Genomic DNA, 21739 nt, shown 5'->3' with positions numbered 1-21739 from the left:
GCGTGCTCTCCTGACGCAGAGCACGAGCACGCTCGGGAGGCTTCGGATGTTGCGACGACGCTGGACTTTCACGTGGCGATGGGCGTCGTGCGCAGGGCTGCTCGTCGGGTGTCTGGGGACACCGGAATCGGCGGATCCGATCCCCGACGCGCCCTTCGAGCCACTCCCGGTCGTCGCCCTGATCGAGGGTGAGTACGACGGCCACGAGCTCACGTTCCGGACGCTCGATCGCGACGAGGCGGAGGAGCGCGGTGTCGCACGCGAAGCGCTGATCGACATCCCCTCGCGCTCGTGCACCACCGCGACCTGCACGGACGCGAACTACGTCGCGTTCTCCAACGTCGCCGGCGGGCGCGCGACGTCGACGAACGGCGCGACGGTCGGCACGTGGGCCCCTGCGCAGTGCGGCGCGGCGCCCGCGAGCCCGACGTCCGGCGTCTGCCAGCAGGTCAGGCTGCGCAACCTGTACTCGACGCAGATCGAGCGCGCGTACGCCGAGCTCCTCTCGCTCACGCCGACCGGCTCGACGACGAGCGTCTCGGTGCCGGCGCAGCCGTTCGCTGCGCTCGCGGATTTCTCACTGGCGCCGACCGTCCCGAACGGGCTCTGGCGCTTCGGCGAGATCGGCCGCGACGGCACCGCGACGACGAGCCCGACCACGCGCTGGGTGTTCCACGGCACGACGCCGGCCGGCACCGAGCTCACGTTCCGCTTCGTCGTGCAGGTGCGCGGACAGCTGGTCTCGCCGACGCGCCGCGCGAGCGTCGTGGGCAACGACGATCCCGCCGCCGACTACCCGGCGCGCACCACGGGCGCGACGGTCGGCCCCTCGTCGATCGATGTCTCCGCGGACGGTCGCTACGTCGTGTTCACCACGAGCTCCACCGCGCTCCACGGTCAGGCGAGCGGCCAGTACGTCGTGCGTCACGACATGACGACCGGCGAGAGCTACGTCGTCGAACGGATCGACGGCACCGAGACGATCGCGACCGGCTGCACGTCGTCCAATCCGAGCATCTCCGACGACGGGAACCGCATCGCGTTCGAGAGCTCGGGATGCGATCTCGTCGGTCTCGGCGCGACCACGACCACGCAGGTCTACGTCCGTGACGTGAGCGCCGGGACGACGACGCTCGCCAGTGCGGACACGGGCGGCGAGTACGCGAACCAGGCGGCGACGAGCCCGCAGCTGAGCGGGAACGGTCAGGTCGTCGTCTTCCAGAGCCGCGCGTTCGATCTCGTCAGTGGGACGCCGGCGCTCGAGCTCTTCGGCATCCCGCTCTTCCGCTTCTGCATCGACGTGTACCGACGCGACCTGAGCGCGGGCACGACGACGCACGTGAGCGCGCGCCCCGGCACCGCCCCGAACGCGGTCGCGGGGTTCGCCCCGTACGACGCCACGAACGCAGGCGAGGTGCCCGACGTGAGCGCGGACGGCAGCCGGATCGTGTTCCGCGGCTCGTGGGCATCGCTCGTGACCGGCGACACCAACGGCGCCTCCGACGTCTACGTCTACGCGCACGGCGGTGCGACGGTGAACGTCTATCGGGTGAGCCTGCGCCACAACAACATGCAGCTCGCGGGCGGGTCGGATCACCCGTCGATCTCCGCGGACGGTGCGTTCGTCGCGTTCTCGTCGCTCGCGCGCAACGTCTCGACCGGCGCGCAGACGGCCGTGGGTGCCCGGCACGTCTATCGACGATCGTCGGCGAACGGCGCGTCGGCGAGCCAGAGCGTCCGGCGCGTGACCTTGACGCCGACCGACGCGAACGCGACCGGCACGTCGTTCGACGCGCCGTGGCCGGCGCTCTCGCGAAACGGTCGGTTCGTGTCGTTCTGGAGCAGCTACACGAACCTCGCGTCGACCACGACGTTCCCGGTCGCGGGAACGCAGCACTACGTGTGCGACATGGGCGCGACCGCGACCGAGCTGCAGCGCTGCTTCGTCGCGAGCACGTTCCAGGCAACGCCCGAGAGCGCGTTCGCGGTGCTCGGCGGGGCGAGCGTCGGTGGTGGGCGCAGCGCGATGGCGTGCGCCGACGAAGAAGAGTCCTGCTACGTCGCGTACCAGACCAACGGCGCCGGGTGGACGCCGGTCGCCACGGCGGATCTCCAGGTGTTCGTGAGCCCGGTGGGCGATCCCCGCGCGCAGATGCCCGCAGCCGCGCGGTGAGCCGTGCGCGCCGGTGCTCTCCGGCGTGCTACATCGTCCCGGCTTCGACGGACGTCCTCGCTGGAGCACTTCGCGAGGGCCGTCCGCCACGCCCGAGGGAGGCTCCATGTCGATCCGCACGCCACTTGCTTTTGCAACACTCCTCGCGCTCGCCGTCGCCGGCTGCGGGGACGACGACGCACCGGTGACCGACGCCGGCATGGACGACGCGGGCTCGGTGGACTCCGGATCTCCCGTCGACTCCGGGCGGCCGGATTCCGGTGCCGAGGATGCGGGCACCGACGGTGGCGCGCCCGACGCGGCGCTCGACGGTGGTCCGGTCGATGGCGGATCGGTCGATGGCGGCGGCTTCTGCACGACGAACGCCCACTGTCAGAACGCCGACCGCTGCGACGGCGAAGAGCAGTGCGTCGACGGCATGTGCATGCCCTCCGCCGGCCCTCTGGTCTGCGACGACCTGATGGACTGCACCACGGACACCTGCGCCGCAGCGACGGGCTGCGTGCACACCCCGGTCGACGTCGACGGTGACGGCGACGGCGCGTGCACCGACTGCAACGACGGCGACCCGCTGCGCCACACCGGCGCGAGCGAGACGTGCGACGCAGAAGACGACGACTGCGACGGCGCGATCGACGAGCGGTTGACCGGGACGTTCTACCCCGACTGCGACGGAGACGGGTGGGCCGTGGAGGCCGCCCCGAGCATCGACGGCTGCACGATGCCGACGCCCGGTGCGACCGGCTGCACCACCGCGTCGCCCGCGTGGACCTCGCGAGCGCCGCAGTTCGACGACTTCGACTGCGCGGACGGAGACACCCGCGCGCACAGCGGCGTGACCGGGTTCTTCACGACCGCCGCGGTCGACGGGATCGTTCCCTTCGACTTCGACTGCGACTACAGCGAGGCACTCCAGTACGAAGCGCAGGGCTCGTGCACCGGATCCGCCGGCTCGTGCACCACGACGGCCGGCTGGCAGGCGGCGACGGTGCCGGGCTGCGGCGAGTCCGCCGCGTTCATCGCGAGCTGCTCGGCCGCGTGTGCGCCGGTGATCGAGACGCGCACCCAGGGTTGCCGCTGATCCGGACCGCCGTCCGACGTGCTCGATGCGCAGCGCGATACGTCGCGCTGCGCATCGACGTCGTTCGGCGATTTCGTTCGGACCCGCTCGATGCGCTGCTCGCCTCGCTCGATCGGCCGACCGCACGCGCAACGCTGACGCGCGAGGACGTCACGGCGGGCATCGCCTTCGGCGAGGGCGTGAGCCGTCGATGCGCGATCGGCCCGGACACCTGTCTCTACCGAGCCCTCGCGCGCTACGCGTTGCTCCGGGAGTCGGGCTACGCGCCGCGGTTCGTGATGGGCGTCGACGAGGACGACGTCGCGAGCGGGCACGCGTGGCTCGAGCTGGACGGCGCGCCGTTCCTCGAGCCGGGCTCACCGCGATTCTGCCGCACGTTCGAGCACCCGCCGCGCACGTGACGCCAGAGCACGGGTCGCGTGGGCGGTCAGCGAGCGCATTCCCGCGGGCAGCGAGTGATTGAGCGCGTGCAGCGCGGGCACGGCGAGCGGCGCGTTGCCGGCGTGCGCCGAGAGCCAGGATTCGGCGCCACGCGCGACGATCGCGCCGACCGTGTCTCGAGGCAGCGCCGACAGGACCGACGCCGCGAACCGATCGCCCTGGCGCGACGCCAGCGCCAACGCGTAGCGCGCCGCACGCGCGAGCCCTCGATCGACGAGGTGCGTCGCGAGGACCTCGGGGCGCATCGGGAGCGCGCGGGCGACGATCGAGAAATCGCCGAGGCGTCGCTGGTCCCGCACGTTCGAGCGATTGCGTGCGAAGTGCGCGACGAGGTGCGCGTACATGTCGTGGCGCTCGAGCACGAGGACCGGATGTCCGAACAGCGCCGAGGCGTCCTCGGCCCGCTCGACCAGACCCTCCGTGTCGAGCTGGAACAGCTCGGGCTCGACCAGCGCCGCGTGGAGATCGAGATCGAGCCCCAGCTCGCTCGAGCGCATCGTCGTCGCGACCGCCGAGCGAGCCACCGGCTCGAGCCCCGCGGCAGCCAATGCCCGCTCCGCGACGTCCCGCTCGCGCGGCCTCACGAGGACGTCGACATCGAGCATCCGACGCGGCGGAGCCCCCCAACCCTCCGAGAGCGCCGACAGCACGACTCCCTTCAGAGCGACCGGCACGACGTCGACCGTCGCCAGCGCGTCCGCGGCGCGCGCGAGCAGCTCACGCCCCGCGACGACGGCCATCGCTGCAGCGATTTCGCGCTCGTCCATCGAACGATTGCCTCTCTTGACACAACTACACGGTCCATGCAGAACGGGGCCACGATGCGAGAGGGGAAGAACGCGGACGACCGCGCGGCGGACACGACGACCACGGAGTCGAAGTCGAACGGCCGCAGGGCGTACGAGTCGCCGCGGATCGAGCGCCGCATCCCCATCGCTTCGAACACGCTCCAACCGACCTCGGGCACCGAGGACATCTTCGGTCCCGGCGAGGAGTGAGCACGTGCAGCGCGTCGGGTTCCACCTGACGGATCGCTGCCAGCTCGACTGCGATCACTGCCTGCGTGACCCCGGCACGCAACCGGTCGACCTGCCCCTGGCGACCATCGCGGCCGTGCTCGCCGAAGCAGCGACCGAGCTCGGCATTCGGCACGCGTCACTGACGGGTGGTGAGCCGACGCTGCATCCCGACTTCCCGGCGATCCTCGATCTCGTCGTCGCTCACGGGATGCGTTGGGACATGGTCTCGAACGGCCGACGGTTCGAGCGTGTCGCGCTCTGGCTCGACGAGGCACCGGCGCGCCGAGACGCGTGTCGCTGGATCGCGCTGAGCCTCGACGGTGCGTCCGACGCGACGCACGACTCGATCAGGGGCGCCGGCCAGCGTCGCGAAGTGCTGAGCGCGGCCTCGGTGTCGGTCGCGCTCGGTGTGCCGTTCGGGATCACGACGACGATCCACGCCAGGAACGTCGACGAGATCGAGGCGATCGCGGCAGAGGCCGAGGCGCTCGGCGCCGCGTGGGTCCGCTTCGGCGCAATGCAGGCGACCGGGACGCCCCTCGACGACGGGCTGCGGCTCGATCCCGATGCCTGGCGCAGCGTCGACGCGCGAGTCCGAGCGCTCCGAGCGCGCGTGGCGCTCCCGGTGCTGACGACGACGGGATGGCCCTCGGCGGACGATGCGCCGGCGCTGTGCGGCCCCCTTCGCGGCGAGACCTTGCACGTCGACGTGCACGGACGGCTCACGCTCTGCTGCTTGCACTCGCAGGTCCCGCATCGCGGCACGGATCCGAGCGTGGTGGGAGACGCGAGTCGCGGGTTGGGTGCGCTCCGAGAGGCGCTCGTCGAGATCCAACAGAACGAGATCCTTGCGCGTTCGACGGATGCGACCGGGCCGTGGCGCGACCACCAATGCAATTCGTGCCTCCGACGCTTCGGTCGCCCGCATTGGTCGGTCGATGGTCGCGATGGGCCCGACGCCGAGCGGCCACGATGGAGGGGTGCGCTACACCACGCCCGAGGCGGCGCGAAGCGGGCCCTGCCCGTCGCGCGCTGAACACGCGCGTAGGGTTGAACGCCCCTCATCGAATTTTCTGTGAACGTGTTATGCTCGCACGCAACTGGGGTTGGGAGCGGAGCGCCCGCCGGAGGGAGAATCGCATGCAACGTCACTCGTCGCGTCGCCGCGCAGCGGCCCTGGTCCTCGCGCTCGTCGGGCTTCCCGCCGCTGGTTTGACGGCGTGCGCGCCCGACGCCGCGGAGCCGACGAGGCCACGCGCGATCGACGTCGAGGACCTGCCGGTGATCCAAGTGATCGAAGGTGAGTTCGACGGCGAGGAGCTCAGCTACCGCATCCTCACCCCGGAGGGGCTCGTGGATCCGAGCCCGGCGGTGGGCGTCGCGGTGGAGCCGTTGGTCGACATCCCGTCGCAGTCGTGCACGACCACGACGTGTACCGGCAATGGGTACGTGACGTTCGGAAACGTCGCCGGTGAGCGCGGCACCGTGTTGAACGGCGCGCTGACCTCGGGCTCGTGGGTCGCGGCGTGCGGCAGTCAGCCGACGGGCTCGCTGTCCGGCGTCTGCCAGGGCGTGCGCCTCCGCAGCCTGTACACGAACCAGCAGGTCGAGCGTGCGTACGCCGAGATGCTGGAGCTCGTGCCGACGGGCGACACGACCTCCGCCGAGATCGTGCCGAACGCGCTCCAGATCGCGACGCCGGACTTCGGGCTCGCCGCCCCGCCGGTCGCGAACGGGCTCTTCCGGTTCGGTGAGCTCGGCCGCGCGAGCACCACGGTCGCCAACACCGCGACGATGCGCTGGGGGTTCCGCGGGACGACCGCCGGGACGACGTTCACGTTCCGCTTCGTCGTGCAGGTCCGCGGACTGCTCGTGACCCCGACCGTTCGCGCGAGCCTCGCCGACGGCGCGCGCGACAATCCCGGCGCGGGGCCCTACCCCACCAACACCGCGATCGTGCCGACGAGCGGGCGCGGGATTGCGCTGTCGGCGAACGGGCAGTTCGCTGCGTACGTCGTCGGTGGCACCGTGCACCGGAAGGACCTCACCTCCGCCTCCGGCGCGGTCTCGACGCTGGTGACGGGCTGCACGTCGGTCCTCAACATCGACCTCTCGGACGACGGCTCGGTGCTCGCGTACGAGGCGGCCGGATGTCCGGTCGCGGGACAGTCGCAGATCTACCGCTACGAGTACGGAAGCGCCGGAACCGGCACGCTCGTGTCAACCGCCACGGGCGGCGGGGCCGGAAACCAGGCGAGCCGGTTCCCGAGGCTGAACAGCGACGGCTCCGTGATCGTGTTCCAGAGCCAGGCGCGGAACCTCGTCGGGCAGACCGTTCCGAACGGTCGCGGCTGTCCCGACGTGTATCGCTACGACGCGACGACGGGCGAGATCCACCACGTCAGCGCGATCCGCGGCTCGGACTTCTACACTCCGACGACGGCGCGCTACGCCGCCTGCGCGAACGGCGACCCCATTCGTTACGCCGACGTGAGCGACGACGGACAGCGCATCGTGTTCATCGCGGGCGGGCAGCTCGACCCCGCGTTGGACACCGACGCGACCCAGGACGTCTACGTCTACGATCACAGTGAGTCGCTCACCGGGTCGGTCGTGCTCTATCCGATCACCCCGACCGTGACGGCGCCGTCGCACACCGGCATCTCCGGCGACGGGAGCGTGGTCGCGTTCTGCACGGACACCTGCGGGCGCGTCGTGCGTGCGAGCGCGAGCGAAGGCGTCGGCGGGCTCGAGGTCGTGACGGCCAACCCGGCCGGGGCAGCGGTCAGCGCCGGCGCGAACAGCTATGGCATCCCGTCGCTCTCGCCGAGCGGTCGGTTCATCGCGTTCCGCGGGAACGGCACGGCCGGTCTGGTCCCGTCGCAGAGCCATTCGGGCTTCAACGCGCCGGGCACTCAGATCTACGTCTGCGACACCACCGCGCCGATCGCCGCGCCCCCGGCGAACGACCTTCGCCGCTGCTGGGTGGCCAGCACGATCCAGCTGATGCCCGATACGCCGTTCGTGCCGGTCTCCGGCGCGATCCAGAGCGGGGACCTGCGGCTCGGGCTCTCGTACCCGAGCGAGGCGGAGGCGGGCTACGTCGCGTACTTCGCCACGCCGACGAACTGGGGCCCGCTGAGCACCAGCGGCTTGTTCGTCAGCGCCGTGGGCGATCCCCGTCCCCAGCAGCCCATCGACGCGCGCTGACGTGACGCGTCGCTGGCGCGCGTCGACGCGCGCGATCCACACCAAGCTGCCGCGAGGCGGGGTCGTCCTGGACCCCGCCTCGAAGGCGTACTTCACGCTGAACGAGACGGGCGAGGCCCTCTGGTCCGCGCTCACGGCTCCGGCGACGCTCGACGAGCTCGCGGCGATGCTCGTGCGCGTCTTCGACGTCGGGGTCGATGTCGCTCGGGCCGACACTGAGACGTGGCTCGACGAGCTTCAGAAGCTCGGATTGATCGACGTGGTCGACCCCGCGGATGCCCCGGGGTGAGGCTCGGCTCGGCGCGTTGAGCGTCGCGTGGGACGTGCCCGACGAGCCCGCGGGCGCGAGCGGCGGCCTCGAGCACCTCGGCGCGGCGGTTGGTCGCGAAGGCATCGCGGTCTACCCGTGGGTCGTGGAGCGCGGCGCGATCCCTCGGGCGCCCGCGCGGTATGCGGCGTTCTACGGGCCTGCCCGGCTCGTCCTCGAGCCCGATGCGGTGATCGTGTGGAGCCCGCACGCCGAGCTCCGGGTGACGCCTCACGGACTGCAGGGACGCGTGGACGGGCCGAGCGGGCTGCCCGCCGCGATCGCGCTCCACGTCGTCGCGGCCCACGCGGGCCTGGTGCACACCCACGCCGCGGTCGTGCATCTCGACGGCGCGACGGTCCTGCTCCCGGGCGGGTCGGGGTCGGGGAAGACGAGCGCTGCGCTCGCGGTCGCTCGCGGTGGTGGCGTGCTGGCGTGCGACGACGCGGCGTACGTCGACGCCCATCGCGTGGCGTGGCCGATCCGGCGGCCTCCGCACGTCAGCGACGAGACGCGCGCTGCGCATCCCGATCTCGAAGCGCTCGGGCCCGTCCTCGATGGCAGCGTCGCGAAGACGCGGGTGCGCGCGCCGTCTCCAGGGCCCGCGTCGCCCTCGCGTGTCGACGCCATCGTGATCCCGAGCATCGAGCGCGGCGCGCGCACTCGCGTCGAGCCCGTCGAGCCTGCCGCAGTGTTCGCGACGCTCCTCGGGTCGAGCGCGCTCGCCGTCGTGCCGGGAACGCCGCATCGCGACGCGATGATCGACATCCTCGCCGACCTCGCAACCCTCCCCGCGGCGCGTCTCGTCGCGGGCCCGGACGCGCTCGAGGACCCGCTCGTCGTCCCGCAGCTGCTGCGCGCGTGGCTCGCTACGCGTCCGCGCTGAGCACCCCTTCGCGCACGAGCTCGATCACGAACTCGTGGACGTCGGAGCGCACGACCTCGCGGTCCGCATCCAGCTCGCGGGTGATCACGTCGACGATCTCGCCCAACGTGCGCCCGTCGGCGAGCTCGACCACGCGCGCGCCCACTTCGTTCAGCACGCGCGTCTCGAGGCCGGGCAACGTCACGACCACCATGCGCCCCGCGACCCGACGCGCGACCGCGCGAGGCGCGTGGGTCAGCTTCGCGTGCTCGTTCACGCGCTCCTCGCGTCGCGCGCGCGCTCGATCACTGTCGCGCCGCGGTCGTCGGGCACGACCTCGACGACACGATCGCAGGCGCTCAGGAGCGCCGCGCGGTGGGTGGCGACGAGCACCGTGCATCGCCCCGAACAATCGCGCAGCAGCGCGGCGATCTCCTGCTCGAGCGTCGTGTCGAGCGCCGAGGTCGGCTCGTCGAGCACCAGAAGGTCGGGATCGCCGACGAGCGCGCGCGCGAGGGCGACACGCTGGCGCTCACCGCTCGAGACGCCCTCGCCTCCCTCGCCGAGCACGCGGTCGAGGCCCTGCCCCGCGACGCTCGACGCCCTCGCACGAGCGAGCGCGCGCAGGAGCGCGTCGTCGTCGACCTGCGAGCTCCCGTACGCGACGTTCTCGCGCAGCGTCCCGGCGAAGAGCATCGGCTCGGCGGTGACCAGGCCGAGCCGCCCGCCACGCAGCGACCAGTCCGCCGGCGCGATCCCGTCGATGCGCACCCGTCCCGCAGCAGGCTCGATCACGCCGAGCACCGCGCGCAGCAGCGTCGTCTTGCCGACCCCACTCGGTCCCACGAGCCCCACGATCTCGCCCGGCGCGACGTCGAGATTCACGTCGTGCAGCACGACGCGATCGCCCACGGTGACGCGCACGTTCTCCAGCGCGATCGCGCACGGCGCGCTCGTCTCGGCGCGCGCTGCTGCGGCGGTGTCGCTCCCGAGCGGCACCTCGCGCGCGATCTCCTCGAGCGCCGGGCCCGCTGCGGAGAGCGCGCCGATCGCGTGCCCCGCGGCGGTCAGCGACGACGCGAGCCGCACGAGCGCGTAGAGCATCGCGACGAGATCCGCGAGCGCGAGGCCCGATGCGAGCCCCGCGCTCGCGAGCGCACCGATCGCCAGCAGGGCCGGCAGCAGCGGGGATGCGCTCGCGAGCGCGCTCGCCGTCGCGACACGCGTCTGCTCCTCGGCGTGTGCGTCGACGTCCCGCGCGAGCCGCGCGCGCTCGATGGCGACGGTCCGCAGCGCGCGGATTTCCCACGCGCGGCGCGTCACGCGCTCGAGGGTGCTCGCGATGCGACGCTGCGCCGGCGCCAGACCGCGTGCGATGCGCCGCACGCGCCGCGCGAGCAGCGCCGCGATCGCGCCGCTGGCGATCAGGACCGCGATCATCGCGAGCCCGATCGAGGGCGCCTTCACGATCACCAGCGCACCGAGGCACAGGGACTGGACCGACCACGCGACGAGCCCGACCGATGCCTGTCGCGCCTGCGTCGCGCGCGGCACGCGCTCGATCCAGCGCGAGAGCACATCCGTCGCGGGCTCGAGCCCCCGCGCATCGGCGCGCAGCGCGACATCCAAGCCCACCCGACGCAGCGCGCGTGACGCTTCGACCGCGCTCGTGGCCGTCAGGTGATGGATGGCGATCCCCACGCAGACGCGCCCGGCCGCGGCACCGCCGAGCGCCAGCGCCACCGGCCAGAGTGCGGCCGTCGAGGTCCCGCCGTCCGACGCCCCGCGGGCGAGCGCGGCGAAAGCGAGAGCGAGCACGATCTCCGCGACCGCCGCGAGCACACCCAGCGCGGCAGCGCGCGCCCAGTCCGCACGCGCTCCACCCAGTCGGCGTAGGATCGCAAAGGTCGATGCGATGCTCACACGCGTCCTCTCGGCTTCCTCGACCGCATTCGCAGAGGACATATACGCTGGTTGCAGAGCCCGCCGGCAGCGTCTACGAAACCCGCTGATTCATGACCAAGCGCGCCCTCGTCACCGGCGGAGCCGGGTTCGTCGGGTCGCACCTCTGTGACCGACTCCTGGAGCTCGGTCACGAGGTCGTGGCCCTCGACAACTTCTACACCGGCACCCGCGACAATCTCACGCATCTCCGCACGCACCCGCGCTTCTCGCTGTTCGAGCACGACGTGATCGAGCCGCTCCCCGCGCTCGGCAGTCGCTTCGATTGGATCTTCAACCTCGCGTGTCCGGCGTCGCCACCGCACTACCAGCGCGACCCGATCTTCACGACGAAGACGAGCTTCCTCGGCACGCTCCACGGGCTCGAGCGCGCGACGAGCGACGGAGCACGCTTCTTCCAGGCCTCGACGTCCGAGGTCTACGGCGACCCCGAGGTGCACCCGCAGCCCGAGAGCTACCGCGGCTCGGTCAACACGCTGGGACCGCGCGCCTGCTACGACGAGGGCAAGCGCGTCGCGGAGTCGCTCTGTATGGACTTCCATCGCACGCGCGGCCTCGAGGTGCGCATCGTGCGGATCTTCAACACGTACGGCCCGCGCATGGATCCGAACGATGGGCGGGTCGTGAGCAACTTCATCGTGCAGGCGCTGCGAGGCGAGCCGCTCACGATCTACGGAGAGGGCAAGCAGACGCGCAGCTTCTGCTTCGTCAGCGATCTGATCGACGGTTTCCTCCTCCTGATGCAGCACCCCGACACGACCGGTCCCGTCAACATCGGGAACGACGGCGAGTTCACGATGCTCGAGCTCGCCGAGCTCGTCCGCGAGCTCACCGGCAGCCGATCGACGATCGTGCACAAGCCCCTGCCCGCCGACGATCCGACCCAGCGCCGTCCGGATCTCACCCTCGCGCGCGAACGGCTCGGGTTCCGTCATCGCGTCCCGCTCCGCGAGGGGCTCGCGCGCACCATCGAGTACTTCGCGCGGCACACCAGCGAGCCGCAGCGATCGGAGGCTTCGGCATGAAGGTCTGCATGGTCGGCACGGGATACGTCGGCCTCGTCAGCGGAGCAGGCTTCGCCGAGACCGGCGCGACCGTCGTCTGCGCCGACATCGACGCGACCAAGATCGCGAAGCTCCGTGCCGGCGAGATCCCGATCTTCGAGCCCGGGCTCGACGAGCTCGTCGCGCGCAACGTCGCCGAGGGGCGTCTCTCGTTCTCCGACGACGTGCCCGCCGCGATCGCGAACGCGCAGGTGATCTTCATCGGGGTCGGCACGCCGATGCGGCCCGACGGTGGGGCGGATCTGAGCGCGGTCGACGCGGTCGCGCTCGCGGTCGCGCAGCACGCCACGCGCGAGTGCGTGCTCGTCTGCAAGAGCACCGTGCCCGTCGGCACGAACGTCCGCGTGAAGCGCCTCGTGCGCGAAGCGCCGCACGCGGTGCACGTCGTGTCGAACCCCGAGTTCCTCAAGGAAGGCGACGCGGTCAACGACTTCCTACGCCCCGATCGCATCGTCGTCGGCGTCGATCCCGAGGATCAGTTCGCGCGCGACGTGATGGCGCGTCTCTATCACCCGCTCTGTCTCGATCGCGATCGCATCGTGTGGATGGATCCCGCGAGCGCCGAGCTGACGAAGTACGTCGCGAACACGATGCTCGCGATGCGCATCTCGTTCATGAACCAGATCGCCGCGCTCTGCGAGAAGGTCGGCGCGGACGTGCACCAGGTGCGGCTCGGCGTCGGCACCGACGTGCGCATCGGACCGAAGTTCCTCTACGCGGGCCCGGGCTACGGCGGCTCGTGCTTCCCGAAGGACGTCAACGCGCTCGTGCACACCGGGCGCGAGCACGGGCTCGAGCTCGATCTCGCGGTCGCGACCGAGCTCGTGAACCAGCGCCAGAAGGGCGTGCTGTTCCGCAAGCTCCGGCACCACTTCGAGGGCGACGTGCGAGGGCGCCGCGTGGCGGTCTGGGGCGTCGCGTTCAAGCCGCGCACCGACGACATCCGCGACAGCGCTGCGCTCACGCTGATCGACGCGCTGCTCGCCGACGGCGCGCACGTCGTCGCGCACGATCCCGAGGGGCTCGAGAACGCGCGCGCCCGCTACGGCGATCGCGTGGAGCTCGTGAACGATCCCTACGTGGCCGCCAAGGACGCCGACGCGCTCGTGCTGGTCACGGAGTGGGGCCAGTACCGCAATCCCGACTTCGAGCGCCTCCGCACCACGATGCGGCGCGCTCTCATCCTCGACGGGCGCAACATCTGGTCGACGTACAACCTCGGCCAGCTGGGCTTCACCTACGAGGGCATCGGCGTGCGCGCCGGCTGAGACAGAGAGCGAGCAGGGAGCATGAAGAGCAACGAGAAGATCGTCGTCGTCGGCCTCGGATACGTCGGCCTGCCCGTCGCGCTCGCGTTCGCGCGGCAGTTCGAGGGGGTCGTCGGCTTCGACATCAGCCAGCGCCGCATCGACGAGCTGGTCAAAGGCATCGACCGCACGAACGAGGTCGATCCCGCAGAGCTCAAGCGCTCCACCATCCGCTTCACGGCAGACCCCGCGGCCGTCACCGAGGGCACGTTCTTCGTCGTCACCGTGCCCACGCCGATCGACGAGAACCGCCAGCCCGATCTCACGCCGGTCGTGAAGGCATCGGAGAGCGTCGGCAAGCTGCTCAAGCCGGGCGCGGTCGTGGTCTACGAGTCGACGGTCTATCCGGGTGTCACCGAGGACGTCTGCGCGCCGATCCTGCAGCGCGTCTCGGGGCTCTCGCGCGATCAGTTCCGCCTCGGGTACTCGCCCGAGCGCATCAATCCGGGCGACAAGCAGCACACGCTCGAGACCACGACGAAGGTCGTGTCGGGCGAGGACGCGGAGACGCTCGAGCGCGTCGCGAAGGCGTACGAAGCGATCATCCCCGCGGGCGTGCACCGCGCGCCGTCGATCAAGGTCGCAGAGGCCGCGAAGGTCATCGAGAACACGCAGCGCGATCTCAACATCGCGCTGATGAACGAGCTCGCGCTCATCTTCGATCGGCTCGGCATCCGCACGCGCGACGTGCTCGAGGCGGCGGGCACGAAGTGGAACTTCCTCAAGTTCCAGCCGGGCCTCGTCGGCGGTCACTGCATCGGCGTCGATCCCTACTACCTGACCTCGAAGGCGCAGTCGGTCGGCTATCACCCCGAGGTCATCCTCGCGGGCCGTCGCATCAACGACGGCATGGGCGCGTACATCGCGCAGCGGACCATCAAGCTGCTGATCGAACAGGGCGTTCCGGTGAAGGGCGCGCGCGTCGGCATCTTCGGCCTCACGTTCAAGGAGAACGTGCCCGATCTTCGCAACTCGCGTGTGCCCGACATCATTGCCGAGCTGCGCCAGTTCGGGATCGAGCCGGTGGTGCACGATCCCCGCGCCGACGCGGAAGAAGCGATGCACGAGTACCAGCTGACGCTCAGCCCGATCGATCGCGCGACCGGGCTCGACGCGCTCATCCTCGCCGTCGCGCACCGCGAGTACGAGGAGCTGCGCGGCAGCGCCCTGCTCCGCCACGTGCGCAACGACGGCGTGATCGTCGACGTGAAGTCGATGCTCGGAGCGCACGACCTGCCGGCCGGCGTGCGCTACTGGGCACTCTGATCCCGATGACGAAGTACCTCGTCACCGGCGCCGCGGGGTTCATCGGACACCACACGTCGCTGCGTTTGCTCGAGCGCGGCGACGAGGTCGTCGGGCTCGACAACGTCAACGACTACTACGATCCGACGCTGAAAGAGGCGCGCCTCGCGCGCCTCGAGGGCCGGCCGGGGTTCCGCTTCGTCCGCGGCGACATCGCGGATCGCGAGCTCGTGCCCGCGCTCTTCGCGAAGGAGCGCTTCGACGTCGTCATCAACCTCGCGGCGCAGGCGGGCGTGCGGTACTCGCTCGTCAACCCGCACGCGTACGTCGACGCGAACGTCGTCGGGTTCGTGAACATCCTCGAGGGCTGCCGTCATCACGGCGTGAAGCACCTCGCGTATGCGTCGTCGAGCTCGGTCTACGGCGCGAACACCGAGATGCCGTTCTCGGTGCATCAGAACGTCGATCACCCCCTGAGCCTCTACGCCGCGACGAAGAAGGCGAACGAGCTCATGGCCCACACGTACAGCCATCTGTACGGGCTGCCCACGACGGGCCTGCGCTTCTTCACGGTGTACGGGCCGTGGGGTCGCCCCGACATGGCGCTCTTCCTCTTCACGAAGGCGATCCTCGAGGGGCGTCCGATCGACGTGTTCAACCACGGGCGCATGCGCCGCGACTTCACGTACGTCGACGACATCGTCGAGGGCGTGGTGCGGATCGCGGATCGCACGGCGCAGCGGAACCCGGAGTGGTCGGGCGCGAAGCCCGATCCCGGATCGAGCGCGGCGCCGTGGCGCGTCTACAACATCGGCAACCACGAGCCCGTCGAGCTCATGAAGCTGATCGAGGTGCTCGAGGCGAAGCTCGGCAAGAAGGCGGAGAAGCGCTTCCTCGACATGCAGCCCGGCGACGTGCCCGCGACGTACGCCGACGTCGAGGACCTCGAGCGCGACGTCGCGTTCAAGCCGGCGACCAGCATCGAGACGGGGATCGGGCGTTTCGTCGAGTGGTACCGCGAGTTCTATCGCGAGTGATCAGGCCCTTCCGGGCCGTCGCCGCTCGTCGGGCATGATGTTGCTCCTCGGCTCCGAGCGAGACGCGCGAGCCACGACACCTCGCACACATCGCCGCCACGGGCGCCGGCCCACGCGCCTGGCCGCATCCGAGAGGGGCGTGGTACACCGGCCGGCCGAACGTCGGGGACCTCCCCGGCAACAGTCGTGTCTCGAGGAGATCGCGTGCTCGTCCCCGCGTATGTGAAAGACAAGACCGTCCTCGTCACCGGTGCGGCCGGGACCATCGGCTCGGCGCTGTGTGCGCGACTCGCGTCGCACGCGAAGGCGGTGCGCGCCTTCGACCACGCGGAGAGCGAGCTCTTCTTCCTCCACCAGCGGCTGCAGGGACGTGGCCACGTCGCACCGCAGCTCGGCGACATCCGCGACCTCGATCGACTGCGGTTCGCCATGAACGGCGTGGACGTCGTGTTCCACACGGCAGCCCTCAAGCACGTCGGGCTCGGCGAGTACAACCCGTTCGAGGTCGTGCAGTCGAACCTGGTCGGGCTCGACAACGTGCTCCGCGCCTCGCTGGACGCGAACGTCGAGCGCGTGATCTTCACCTCGTCGGACAAGGCGGTGAACCCGACGAACGTGATGGGCGCGTCGAAGATGATGGGCGAGCGGCTCGTGACCGCGGCGAATCAGATCCGAGGGCCGCGCCGGACCCGCTTCGCGTCGGTCCGCTTCGGCAACGTCATCGGATCACGCGGCTCGGTGCTGCCGATCTTCGCCAGCCAGCTCCTCGGTCGAGAGCCACTGACGCTCACGGACGACGCGATGACGCGCTACGTGATGACGATCGAAGAGGCGGCCGAGCTCGTGCTCCAGGCGGGCGAGCGCATGAAGGGCGGCGAAGTCTTCGTGACCAAGATGCGCGCGCTGCGCATCGCCGACCTCGCCCACGCGATGGCCGAGCTGCTCTCCGGCGGACGCTGCGAGATCGTGCGCACCGGCGCGCGTATCGGAGAGAAGCTGTACGAGGAGCTGCTGGCGGCTGACGAGCGAGGGCGCGCGCTCGATCTCGACACGCTGCTGGTGATCCTTCCCCCCGCCGAGACGCGGTACCCCGACCGGCCGGAGCTCGCGGATTTTCCCGACGGTCGCGTCGTCGATCGGGAATGGCACTCGGGCAACGACCGACTGATGACGCGTGACGAGATCGTCGCGTATCTGCGCGAGACCCGGGTCCTCGACCCGTTCGCGCCGAGGAGCTGAGATGCGCTGCTTGATCACCGGAGGAGCGGGATTCATCGGGCGCTGGGTCGTGCAGCGTCTCCTCGACGACGGGCACGAAGTGCTCGCGCTCGACGACCTCAGCAATGGCCGGCGAGAGAACCTGCGCGAGCTGGAGGGACACCCGGGGTTCACCGGCCTCGTGCACGGCGACCTCGCCGATCCCGAGGTGCTCGGCAGCGTGTTCCGCCGTGGGCCGTGGGATCTCGTGCTCCATCTCGGCGCGTCGATCCACGTGCAGAAGTCGATCGACGATCCGTACCCGACGTTTCGCAACGACGTCGAGGGCACCTTTCGTGTGCTCGAGGCCTGCCGTCGCGAGTACTTCGCGCGGAACGGCCTCGACGTCGATGCGCGACAGTTCGACTTCGATCGCGACGTGCCGCGCCTGCGCGATCGGCGTCCGCGCGTGGTCGTGATGTCGACCTGCATGGTGTACGCGACGTCGTCGACGCCCATCGTCGAGACGCATCCGTTCCGACCTGCATCGCCGTACGCGGCGTCGAAGATCGCATCGGATCATCTCGCGCTCTCGTACTTCCACGCGTATCGGCTGCCGGTCACGGTCGTTCGGCCGTTCAACACGTACGGCCCGTTCCAGAAGAGCAACGGCGAAGGGGGCGTCGTGTCGATCTTCCTGCAGCGCGATCTCGCCGGGAAGCCGCTCCTCGTGAAGGGCACGGGTGAGCAGACGCGTGACCTCCTGTACGTCGAGGACTGCGCCGACTTCGTCGTGCGCGCTGCGACGAGCGACGCGGCCGAGGGCGAGGTGATCAACGCCGGCACCGGCCGCGACATCGCAGTGCGCGACCTCGCGGAGCTCTGCCGAACGGGCTCGAACATCGTCGAGCGGGTGCCGCACGATCACCCGCAGGCCGAGATCATGCGGCTCTGCACCGACGCGTCGAAGGCGAAGCGCCTTCTCGGATGGGAGCCGAAGACGAGCCTCGAGGAGGGTTTGCGTCGCACTCGCGCGTGGCTCGACTCCAACCGATGGGCGTGGTGACGTGAGCCAGCGTCTTCTCCCCTACGGTCGGCAGCTCATCGATGACGACGACGTCGCGGCGGTCGTCGAGACGCTGCGCGGCGATTGGCTCACTCAGGGCCCGACCGTCGCACGATTCGAAGGGGCGGTCGCGGAGGTCGCGGGCGCGCGGTACGCCGTCGCGGTGGCGTCGGGCACGGCGGCGCTCCACCTCGCATGCCTCGCGGCGGGCGTGCGCGCCGGCGTCGGCGGCGTCACGTCGGACATCACGTTCGTTGCCTCCGCGAACGCGATTCGCTACGCGGGCGGAGCACCTCGCCTCGCGGATGTCGATCCCGAGACCGCGCTCGTGCGGGTGGACTCGATGCGCGCGGCCGCGAACGACCTCGCGCGAGCCGGTCAAGCCACGCGCGTGCTGATCCCCGTGGATTTCTCGGGAGCAATCGCCGATCTGCCGGCGGTCCGCGCGCTCGCCGACGAGCTCGGCGCGATCGTGATCGAGGACGCCGCGCACTCGCTCGGCGCGAGCTACGAGCACGACGGTCGCGCGCATCGTGCGGGCAGCGGATCGCACGCGCACATGGCGATCTTCTCGTTCCATCCGGTGAAGCACGTCACGACGTGCGAGGGCGGCGCGATCGTCACGAACGACGAGGGCGCGTACCGCGAGCTCCTCGAGCTGCGCACCCACGGGATCACCAAGGATCCTGCGCGCCTCACGCGCAACGAGGGGCCCTGGTACTACGAGCAGCGAACGCTCGGTTACCACTACCGCATCACCGACGTGCAGTGCGCGCTCGGCCTCTCGCAGATGCGCAAGGCTGCGCGCTTCGTCGAGCGACGCCGGGAGCTCGCAGCGCGCTACGACCGGGCTCTCGCCGCGCTCGCCGATCGGATCGTGCCGCTCCGCGTGCGTCCCGGGGTGACGTCGTCGTACCACCTGTACGTGGCGCGGCTGGTCCCGCGCGATCGGGAGGCGCTCGAGTCGGTCGCGGCGCGTCGGCTCGCGCTGTACACCGCGCTGCGAGAGGCAGCGATCCTGCCGCAGGTCCACTACATCCCTGTCCACCGCCAACCCGACTTCGTCGCGAGCGGGCTCTCGGGCGGCGTCTTCGACGGCGCCGAGCGCTACTACGCGGGATGCCTGAGCCTGCCGCTCTTTCCGGCTATGGAAGATGCCGACGTCGATCGCGTCGTGGACGTGATCGCGACCGCGCTCGCTCGATGACCGCGCCGGTGCTCGTCGTCCGCGCGGACGCCGGACCCAGGATCGGCGTCGGGCACGTGCTGCGTTCGCTCGCGCTCGCGCACGCGTGGCAGGAGCGCGGTGGGCGCGCCGTGTTCTTGACGTCGTCGCCCCCGCGGCTGGTCGAGCGTCTCACGCGCGAGCACGTGGAGGTCATCGGGGCGCGCGGCACCGGAGACGGCGACGATCTCCGGGAGACGCTTCGCGCGCTGCGCGACATCGCACCGCGGGCCGTGGTCGTCGACGGCTACCACATGGGCTCGCGGTACGCCGACGAGCTGGCGCGCGCAGGGCACCGCACGCTGGTGATCGATGACGACGGCTCGCGCGAGGCGATCGCGAGCGACGTGCTCAACCAGAACCTGCACGGAGACGAAGCGCTCTACCCACGCGCGAACGGCGCCGTGCTGGCCGGCGCACGGTTCGCGATGCTCCGCCGCGAGTTCCTCTCGTCATCGCGCCCCGATCGGACGCACCCCGAGCGAGCGTCTCGCGTGCTGGTCACGTTCGGCGGCGCCGACCCCTCGCGCCTGACCACGCGCGCGATCGAGCTGCTGAGGGGCATCTCGCCCGATCTCGAGATCACCGCGCTCGTGGGCGCAGCGAATCCCGACGCGGCCTCGCTCTCCGCGCGCTCCACGACGGAACGCGGCGTCGACACGTTGATCGATCCTCCCGACGTTCCGGTGCGGCTCGCGCGGGCCGACCTCGCGATTGCCGCGTCGGGCAGCACGACCTGGGAGCTCGCCTACCTCGGCACGCCCATGGCGCTCGTGTCGACGGCGCCGAACCAGGAGCCCGTGCTCCGCTCCGCAGCTCGCCTCGGGATCGCGCACGCGCTGGGATCTGCAGACGACTTCGGGGCCGCCGACGTGCGTGAAGCCCTCGTGCACCTCGTGGGCTCACGCACGGCACGGACGGAGCTCGCGAGGCGCGGCCAGGAGCTGATCGACGGCGAAGGCGCCGCGCGCGTCGCGATGCACCTCGACGCCGCCGAGCTGCGGTTGCGGGCGGTGCGCGCCGAAGACGGTCCGCTGCTCCACGCCTGGGCGAACGACCCCGAGACTCGCAGCGGGTCCTTCCGGAGCGCACCGATCCCGCTCGACGATCACCTCCGCTGGTTCGCGAGCAAGCGGCAGAGCATCGACGCGTGGCTCTGGATCGCCGTCGATCGCGAGGAGCGAGACATCGGCCTCGTCCGCTTCGATCGGTCCGAGGCCGACGTCGTCGACATCGGGATCACGATCGCGCCCGAGCACCGTGGCCGCCGGCTCGCAGCGCGCGTGATCGAGGCCGGTGTCGCGCGAGTCGCATGGCGCTCCGGAGCGCGTCGCGTCCGCGCGTTCATTCGATGCGACAATCCGCGTTCGCGCGCTGCGTTCGAGCGCGCCGGGTTCGCGCACGAGTCCGACACCATCGTCGCGGACGTACCCGCGTGGCTCCTCGTTCGCCCCCTGACCTCACCGACCTGACCCGACGCCCAGGAGAACCCATGCGAGCCGTCACGATCGCTGGTCGCCGCATCTCGACGCAGGATCCGCCCTACGTCGTCGCCGAGCTCTCTGCGAACCACAACGGCGACATCGGCCGTGCGTTCGAGATCATGCAGGCCGCGAAGGCGGCAGGCGCGGACGCGGTGAAGCTCCAGACGTACACGCCCGACACGATGACGATCGATGCGCCGCAGGAGGAGTTCCAGATCCGCGGCGGCTTGTGGGACGGGTATTCGCTCTACGACCTCTACAAGGAGGCGCAGACGCCGTGGGAGTGGCACGCCCCACTCTTCGCGAAGGGTCGGGAGCTCGGGCTCACGGTGTTCAGCACTCCGTTCGACGAGAGCGCGGTCGACCTGCTCGAGGAGCTCGGTGCGCCGGCGTACAAGATCGCGTCGTTCGAGGCGATCGACCTCGCGCTGATCGCGCGCTGCGCGCGCACGCGCAAGCCGATGATCATCTCGACCGGGATGGCGAACCTCGGCGAGATCCAGGAGGCGGTCGACACGGCGCGCAGCAACGGCGCACGTGAGCTGATCGTCCTGCACTGCATCAGCGCATACCCGGCGCCGGCGACCGACGCGAACCTGCGGACCATCCCGCACATGGCGGACGCATTCGACGTCGTCACGGGGCTCTCCGATCACACGCTCGGCACGACGGTCGCCGCCGCTGCGGTCGCGCTCGGCGCCGCGTTCATCGAGAAGCACGTCACGATGCGGCGCTCCGATGGCGGACCGGACTCCGCGTTCTCGCTCGAGCCTGCCGAGCTCGGCGAGCTCGTACGGGGCTGCCGCACCGCGTGGGAAGCGGTCGGGAACATCACCTACGCGCGCGAAGTGAGCGAGGAGAAGAACGTCGCGTTCCGTCGCTCGCTCTACATCGTGAAGGACGTGCGCGCCGGCGAGGCGTTCACGAGCGAGAACGTCCGCGCGATCCGCCCCGGTTACGGGCTTCCGCCCAAGTACTTGCCCGAGGTGCTCGGGCGCACAGCGCGTCGAGACCTCCCGCGCGGCACGCGGCTCACGTGGGACGCGCTGGAGTGAG

General features: G+C 70.8%; 19 protein-coding genes. 16 read left to right on the top strand and 3 right to left on the bottom strand.

The genetic code is table 11. The features are described 5' to 3' along the window. Nucleotides 1–46 precede the first annotated feature (46 nt). The 3 genes from I5071_RS11535 to I5071_RS11525 all read left to right on the top strand — a co-directional run bounded on the left by I5071_RS11535 (nucleotide 47) and on the right by I5071_RS11525 (nucleotide 3655). The gene (locus I5071_RS11535) at nucleotides 47–2173 is read left to right on the top strand and encodes a TolB family protein (RefSeq protein ID WP_236605481.1); all 2127 of its coding nucleotides are present in this window, start codon (nucleotides 47–49) and stop codon (nucleotides 2171–2173) included. A 184-nt stretch (nucleotides 2174–2357) separates the two neighbouring features. Further along, on the top strand, nucleotides 2358–3254 hold the full coding sequence (locus tag I5071_RS11530) for a putative metal-binding motif-containing protein (protein WP_236605480.1): 897 nt from the start codon (nucleotides 2358–2360) through the stop codon (nucleotides 3252–3254). Next, complete coding sequence (locus I5071_RS11525; protein WP_236605479.1) at nucleotides 3245–3655, top strand: lasso peptide biosynthesis B2 protein; 411 nt, start codon at nucleotides 3245–3247, stop codon at nucleotides 3653–3655. The genes I5071_RS11530 and I5071_RS11525 overlap by 10 nt, the downstream gene beginning before the upstream one ends. Here the strand turns inward: I5071_RS11525 and I5071_RS11520 are convergent. Beyond that, nucleotides 3611–4648 carry a nucleotidyltransferase family protein gene (locus I5071_RS11520; RefSeq protein ID WP_236605478.1) on the bottom strand — a complete coding sequence of 346 codons (1038 nt, stop codon included), beginning with the start codon at nucleotides 4646–4648 and terminating at the stop codon, nucleotides 3611–3613. The two genes, I5071_RS11525 and I5071_RS11520, sit on opposite strands and share 45 nt — an antisense overlap. A 49-nt stretch (nucleotides 4649–4697) precedes the next feature. Here I5071_RS11520 and I5071_RS11515 point away from each other — a divergent pair, with 49 nt between their 5' ends. The 4 genes from I5071_RS11515 (at nucleotide 4698) to I5071_RS11500 (ending at nucleotide 9117) form a co-directional block, all read left to right on the top strand. Further along, a complete protein-coding gene (locus I5071_RS11515) occupies nucleotides 4698–5750 on the top strand; it encodes a radical SAM protein (RefSeq protein WP_236605477.1) in 1053 nt (350 codons plus the stop codon). 104 nt (nucleotides 5751–5854) lie between these two features. Further along, nucleotides 5855–7924: a TolB family protein gene (locus tag I5071_RS11510; protein WP_236605476.1), complete on the top strand. Its 2070-nt coding sequence runs from the start codon at nucleotides 5855–5857 to the stop codon at nucleotides 7922–7924. A 1-nt stretch (nucleotide 7925) separates the two neighbouring features. Further along, complete coding sequence (locus tag I5071_RS11505; RefSeq protein WP_236605475.1) at nucleotides 7926–8213, top strand: PqqD family protein; 288 nt, start codon at nucleotides 7926–7928, stop codon at nucleotides 8211–8213. 16 nt (nucleotides 8214–8229) lie between these two features. Continuing rightward, complete coding sequence (locus I5071_RS11500; protein WP_236605474.1) at nucleotides 8230–9117, top strand: hypothetical protein; 888 nt, start codon at nucleotides 8230–8232, stop codon at nucleotides 9115–9117. On the opposite strand, the gene I5071_RS11495 is transcribed toward I5071_RS11500, so the two are convergent. Next, entirely contained in the window at nucleotides 9101–9373 is a 273-nt protein-coding gene (locus I5071_RS11495) for a PqqD family protein (protein WP_236605473.1), read from the bottom strand. The genes I5071_RS11500 and I5071_RS11495 overlap by 17 nt on opposite strands. Further along, the gene (locus I5071_RS11490; RefSeq protein WP_236605472.1) at nucleotides 9370–10839 is read right to left on the bottom strand and encodes an ATP-binding cassette domain-containing protein; all 1470 of its coding nucleotides are present in this window, start codon (nucleotides 10837–10839) and stop codon (nucleotides 9370–9372) included. The genes I5071_RS11495 and I5071_RS11490 overlap by 4 nt, the downstream gene beginning before the upstream one ends. Nucleotides 10840–11111: 272 nt before the next feature. On the opposite strand from I5071_RS11490, the gene I5071_RS11485 reads away from it, so the two are divergent. The 9 genes from I5071_RS11485 (at nucleotide 11112) to pseI (ending at nucleotide 21738) form a co-directional block, all read left to right on the top strand. Then, entirely contained in the window at nucleotides 11112–12083 is a 972-nt protein-coding gene (locus I5071_RS11485; protein ID WP_236605471.1) for a UDP-glucuronic acid decarboxylase family protein, read from the top strand. Further along, the gene (locus I5071_RS11480; RefSeq protein WP_236605470.1) at nucleotides 12080–13390 is read left to right on the top strand and encodes a UDP-glucose dehydrogenase family protein; all 1311 of its coding nucleotides are present in this window, start codon (nucleotides 12080–12082) and stop codon (nucleotides 13388–13390) included. The genes I5071_RS11485 and I5071_RS11480 overlap by 4 nt, the downstream gene beginning before the upstream one ends. Nucleotides 13391–13411: 21 nt before the next feature. Then, nucleotides 13412–14695, top strand: a complete 1284-nt coding sequence (locus I5071_RS11475) for a nucleotide sugar dehydrogenase (RefSeq protein ID WP_236605469.1) — start codon at nucleotides 13412–13414, stop codon at nucleotides 14693–14695. 5 nt (nucleotides 14696–14700) lie between these two features. Next, nucleotides 14701–15711 carry an NAD-dependent epimerase gene (locus I5071_RS11470; RefSeq protein ID WP_236605468.1) on the top strand — a complete coding sequence of 337 codons (1011 nt, stop codon included), beginning with the start codon at nucleotides 14701–14703 and terminating at the stop codon, nucleotides 15709–15711. A gap of 222 nt (nucleotides 15712–15933) precedes the next feature. Continuing rightward, on the top strand, nucleotides 15934–16950 hold the full coding sequence (locus I5071_RS11465) for an SDR family NAD(P)-dependent oxidoreductase (RefSeq protein WP_236605467.1): 1017 nt from the start codon (nucleotides 15934–15936) through the stop codon (nucleotides 16948–16950). 1 nt (nucleotide 16951) lies between these two features. Beyond that, nucleotides 16952–17974 carry a dTDP-glucose 4,6-dehydratase gene (locus I5071_RS11460; protein WP_236605466.1) on the top strand — a complete coding sequence of 341 codons (1023 nt, stop codon included), beginning with the start codon at nucleotides 16952–16954 and terminating at the stop codon, nucleotides 17972–17974. A 1-nt stretch (nucleotide 17975) separates the two neighbouring features. Next, the gene (gene pseC, locus I5071_RS11455) at nucleotides 17976–19181 is read left to right on the top strand and encodes a UDP-4-amino-4,6-dideoxy-N-acetyl-beta-L-altrosamine transaminase (RefSeq protein WP_236605465.1); all 1206 of its coding nucleotides are present in this window, start codon (nucleotides 17976–17978) and stop codon (nucleotides 19179–19181) included. Continuing rightward, nucleotides 19094–20671, top strand: a complete 1578-nt coding sequence (gene pseG, locus I5071_RS11450; RefSeq protein ID WP_236605464.1) for a UDP-2,4-diacetamido-2,4,6-trideoxy-beta-L-altropyranose hydrolase — start codon at nucleotides 19094–19096, stop codon at nucleotides 20669–20671. Before pseC ends, pseG begins: the two co-directional genes overlap by 88 nt. 20 nt (nucleotides 20672–20691) lie before the next feature. Continuing rightward, entirely contained in the window at nucleotides 20692–21738 is a 1047-nt protein-coding gene (pseI, locus tag I5071_RS11445) for a pseudaminic acid synthase (protein ID WP_236605463.1), read from the top strand. Nucleotide 21739: the final 1 nt, after the last annotated feature.

It is taken from the genome of Sandaracinus amylolyticus, assembly GCF_021631985.1.
Lineage (GTDB): Bacteria > Myxococcota_A > Polyangia > Polyangiales > Sandaracinaceae > Sandaracinus > Sandaracinus amylolyticus_A.
Note: the sequence above shows the minus strand (reverse complement) of the source record. Positions and strands in the feature narration are given on the sequence as shown.

Excerpts from the sequence above, each read along its gene's own strand:
- I5071_RS11535 (WP_236605481.1), top strand. The coding sequence starts at position 47 with ATGTTGCGACGACGCTGGACTTTCACGTGGCGATGGGCGTCGTGCGCA.
- I5071_RS11510 (WP_236605476.1), top strand. The coding sequence starts at position 5,855 with ATGCAACGTCACTCGTCGCGTCGCCGCGCAGCGGCCCTGGTCCTCGCG.
- I5071_RS11485 (WP_236605471.1), top strand. The coding sequence starts at position 11,112 with ATGACCAAGCGCGCCCTCGTCACCGGCGGAGCCGGGTTCGTCGGGTCG.
- I5071_RS11480 (WP_236605470.1), top strand. The coding sequence starts at position 12,080 with ATGAAGGTCTGCATGGTCGGCACGGGATACGTCGGCCTCGTCAGCGGA.
- I5071_RS11475 (WP_236605469.1), top strand. The coding sequence starts at position 13,412 with ATGAAGAGCAACGAGAAGATCGTCGTCGTCGGCCTCGGATACGTCGGC.
- I5071_RS11470 (WP_236605468.1), top strand. The coding sequence starts at position 14,701 with ATGACGAAGTACCTCGTCACCGGCGCCGCGGGGTTCATCGGACACCAC.
- I5071_RS11460 (WP_236605466.1), top strand. The coding sequence starts at position 16,952 with ATGCGCTGCTTGATCACCGGAGGAGCGGGATTCATCGGGCGCTGGGTC.
- pseG (WP_236605464.1), top strand. The coding sequence starts at position 19,094 with ATGCCTGAGCCTGCCGCTCTTTCCGGCTATGGAAGATGCCGACGTCGA.
- pseI (WP_236605463.1), top strand. The coding sequence starts at position 20,692 with ATGCGAGCCGTCACGATCGCTGGTCGCCGCATCTCGACGCAGGATCCG.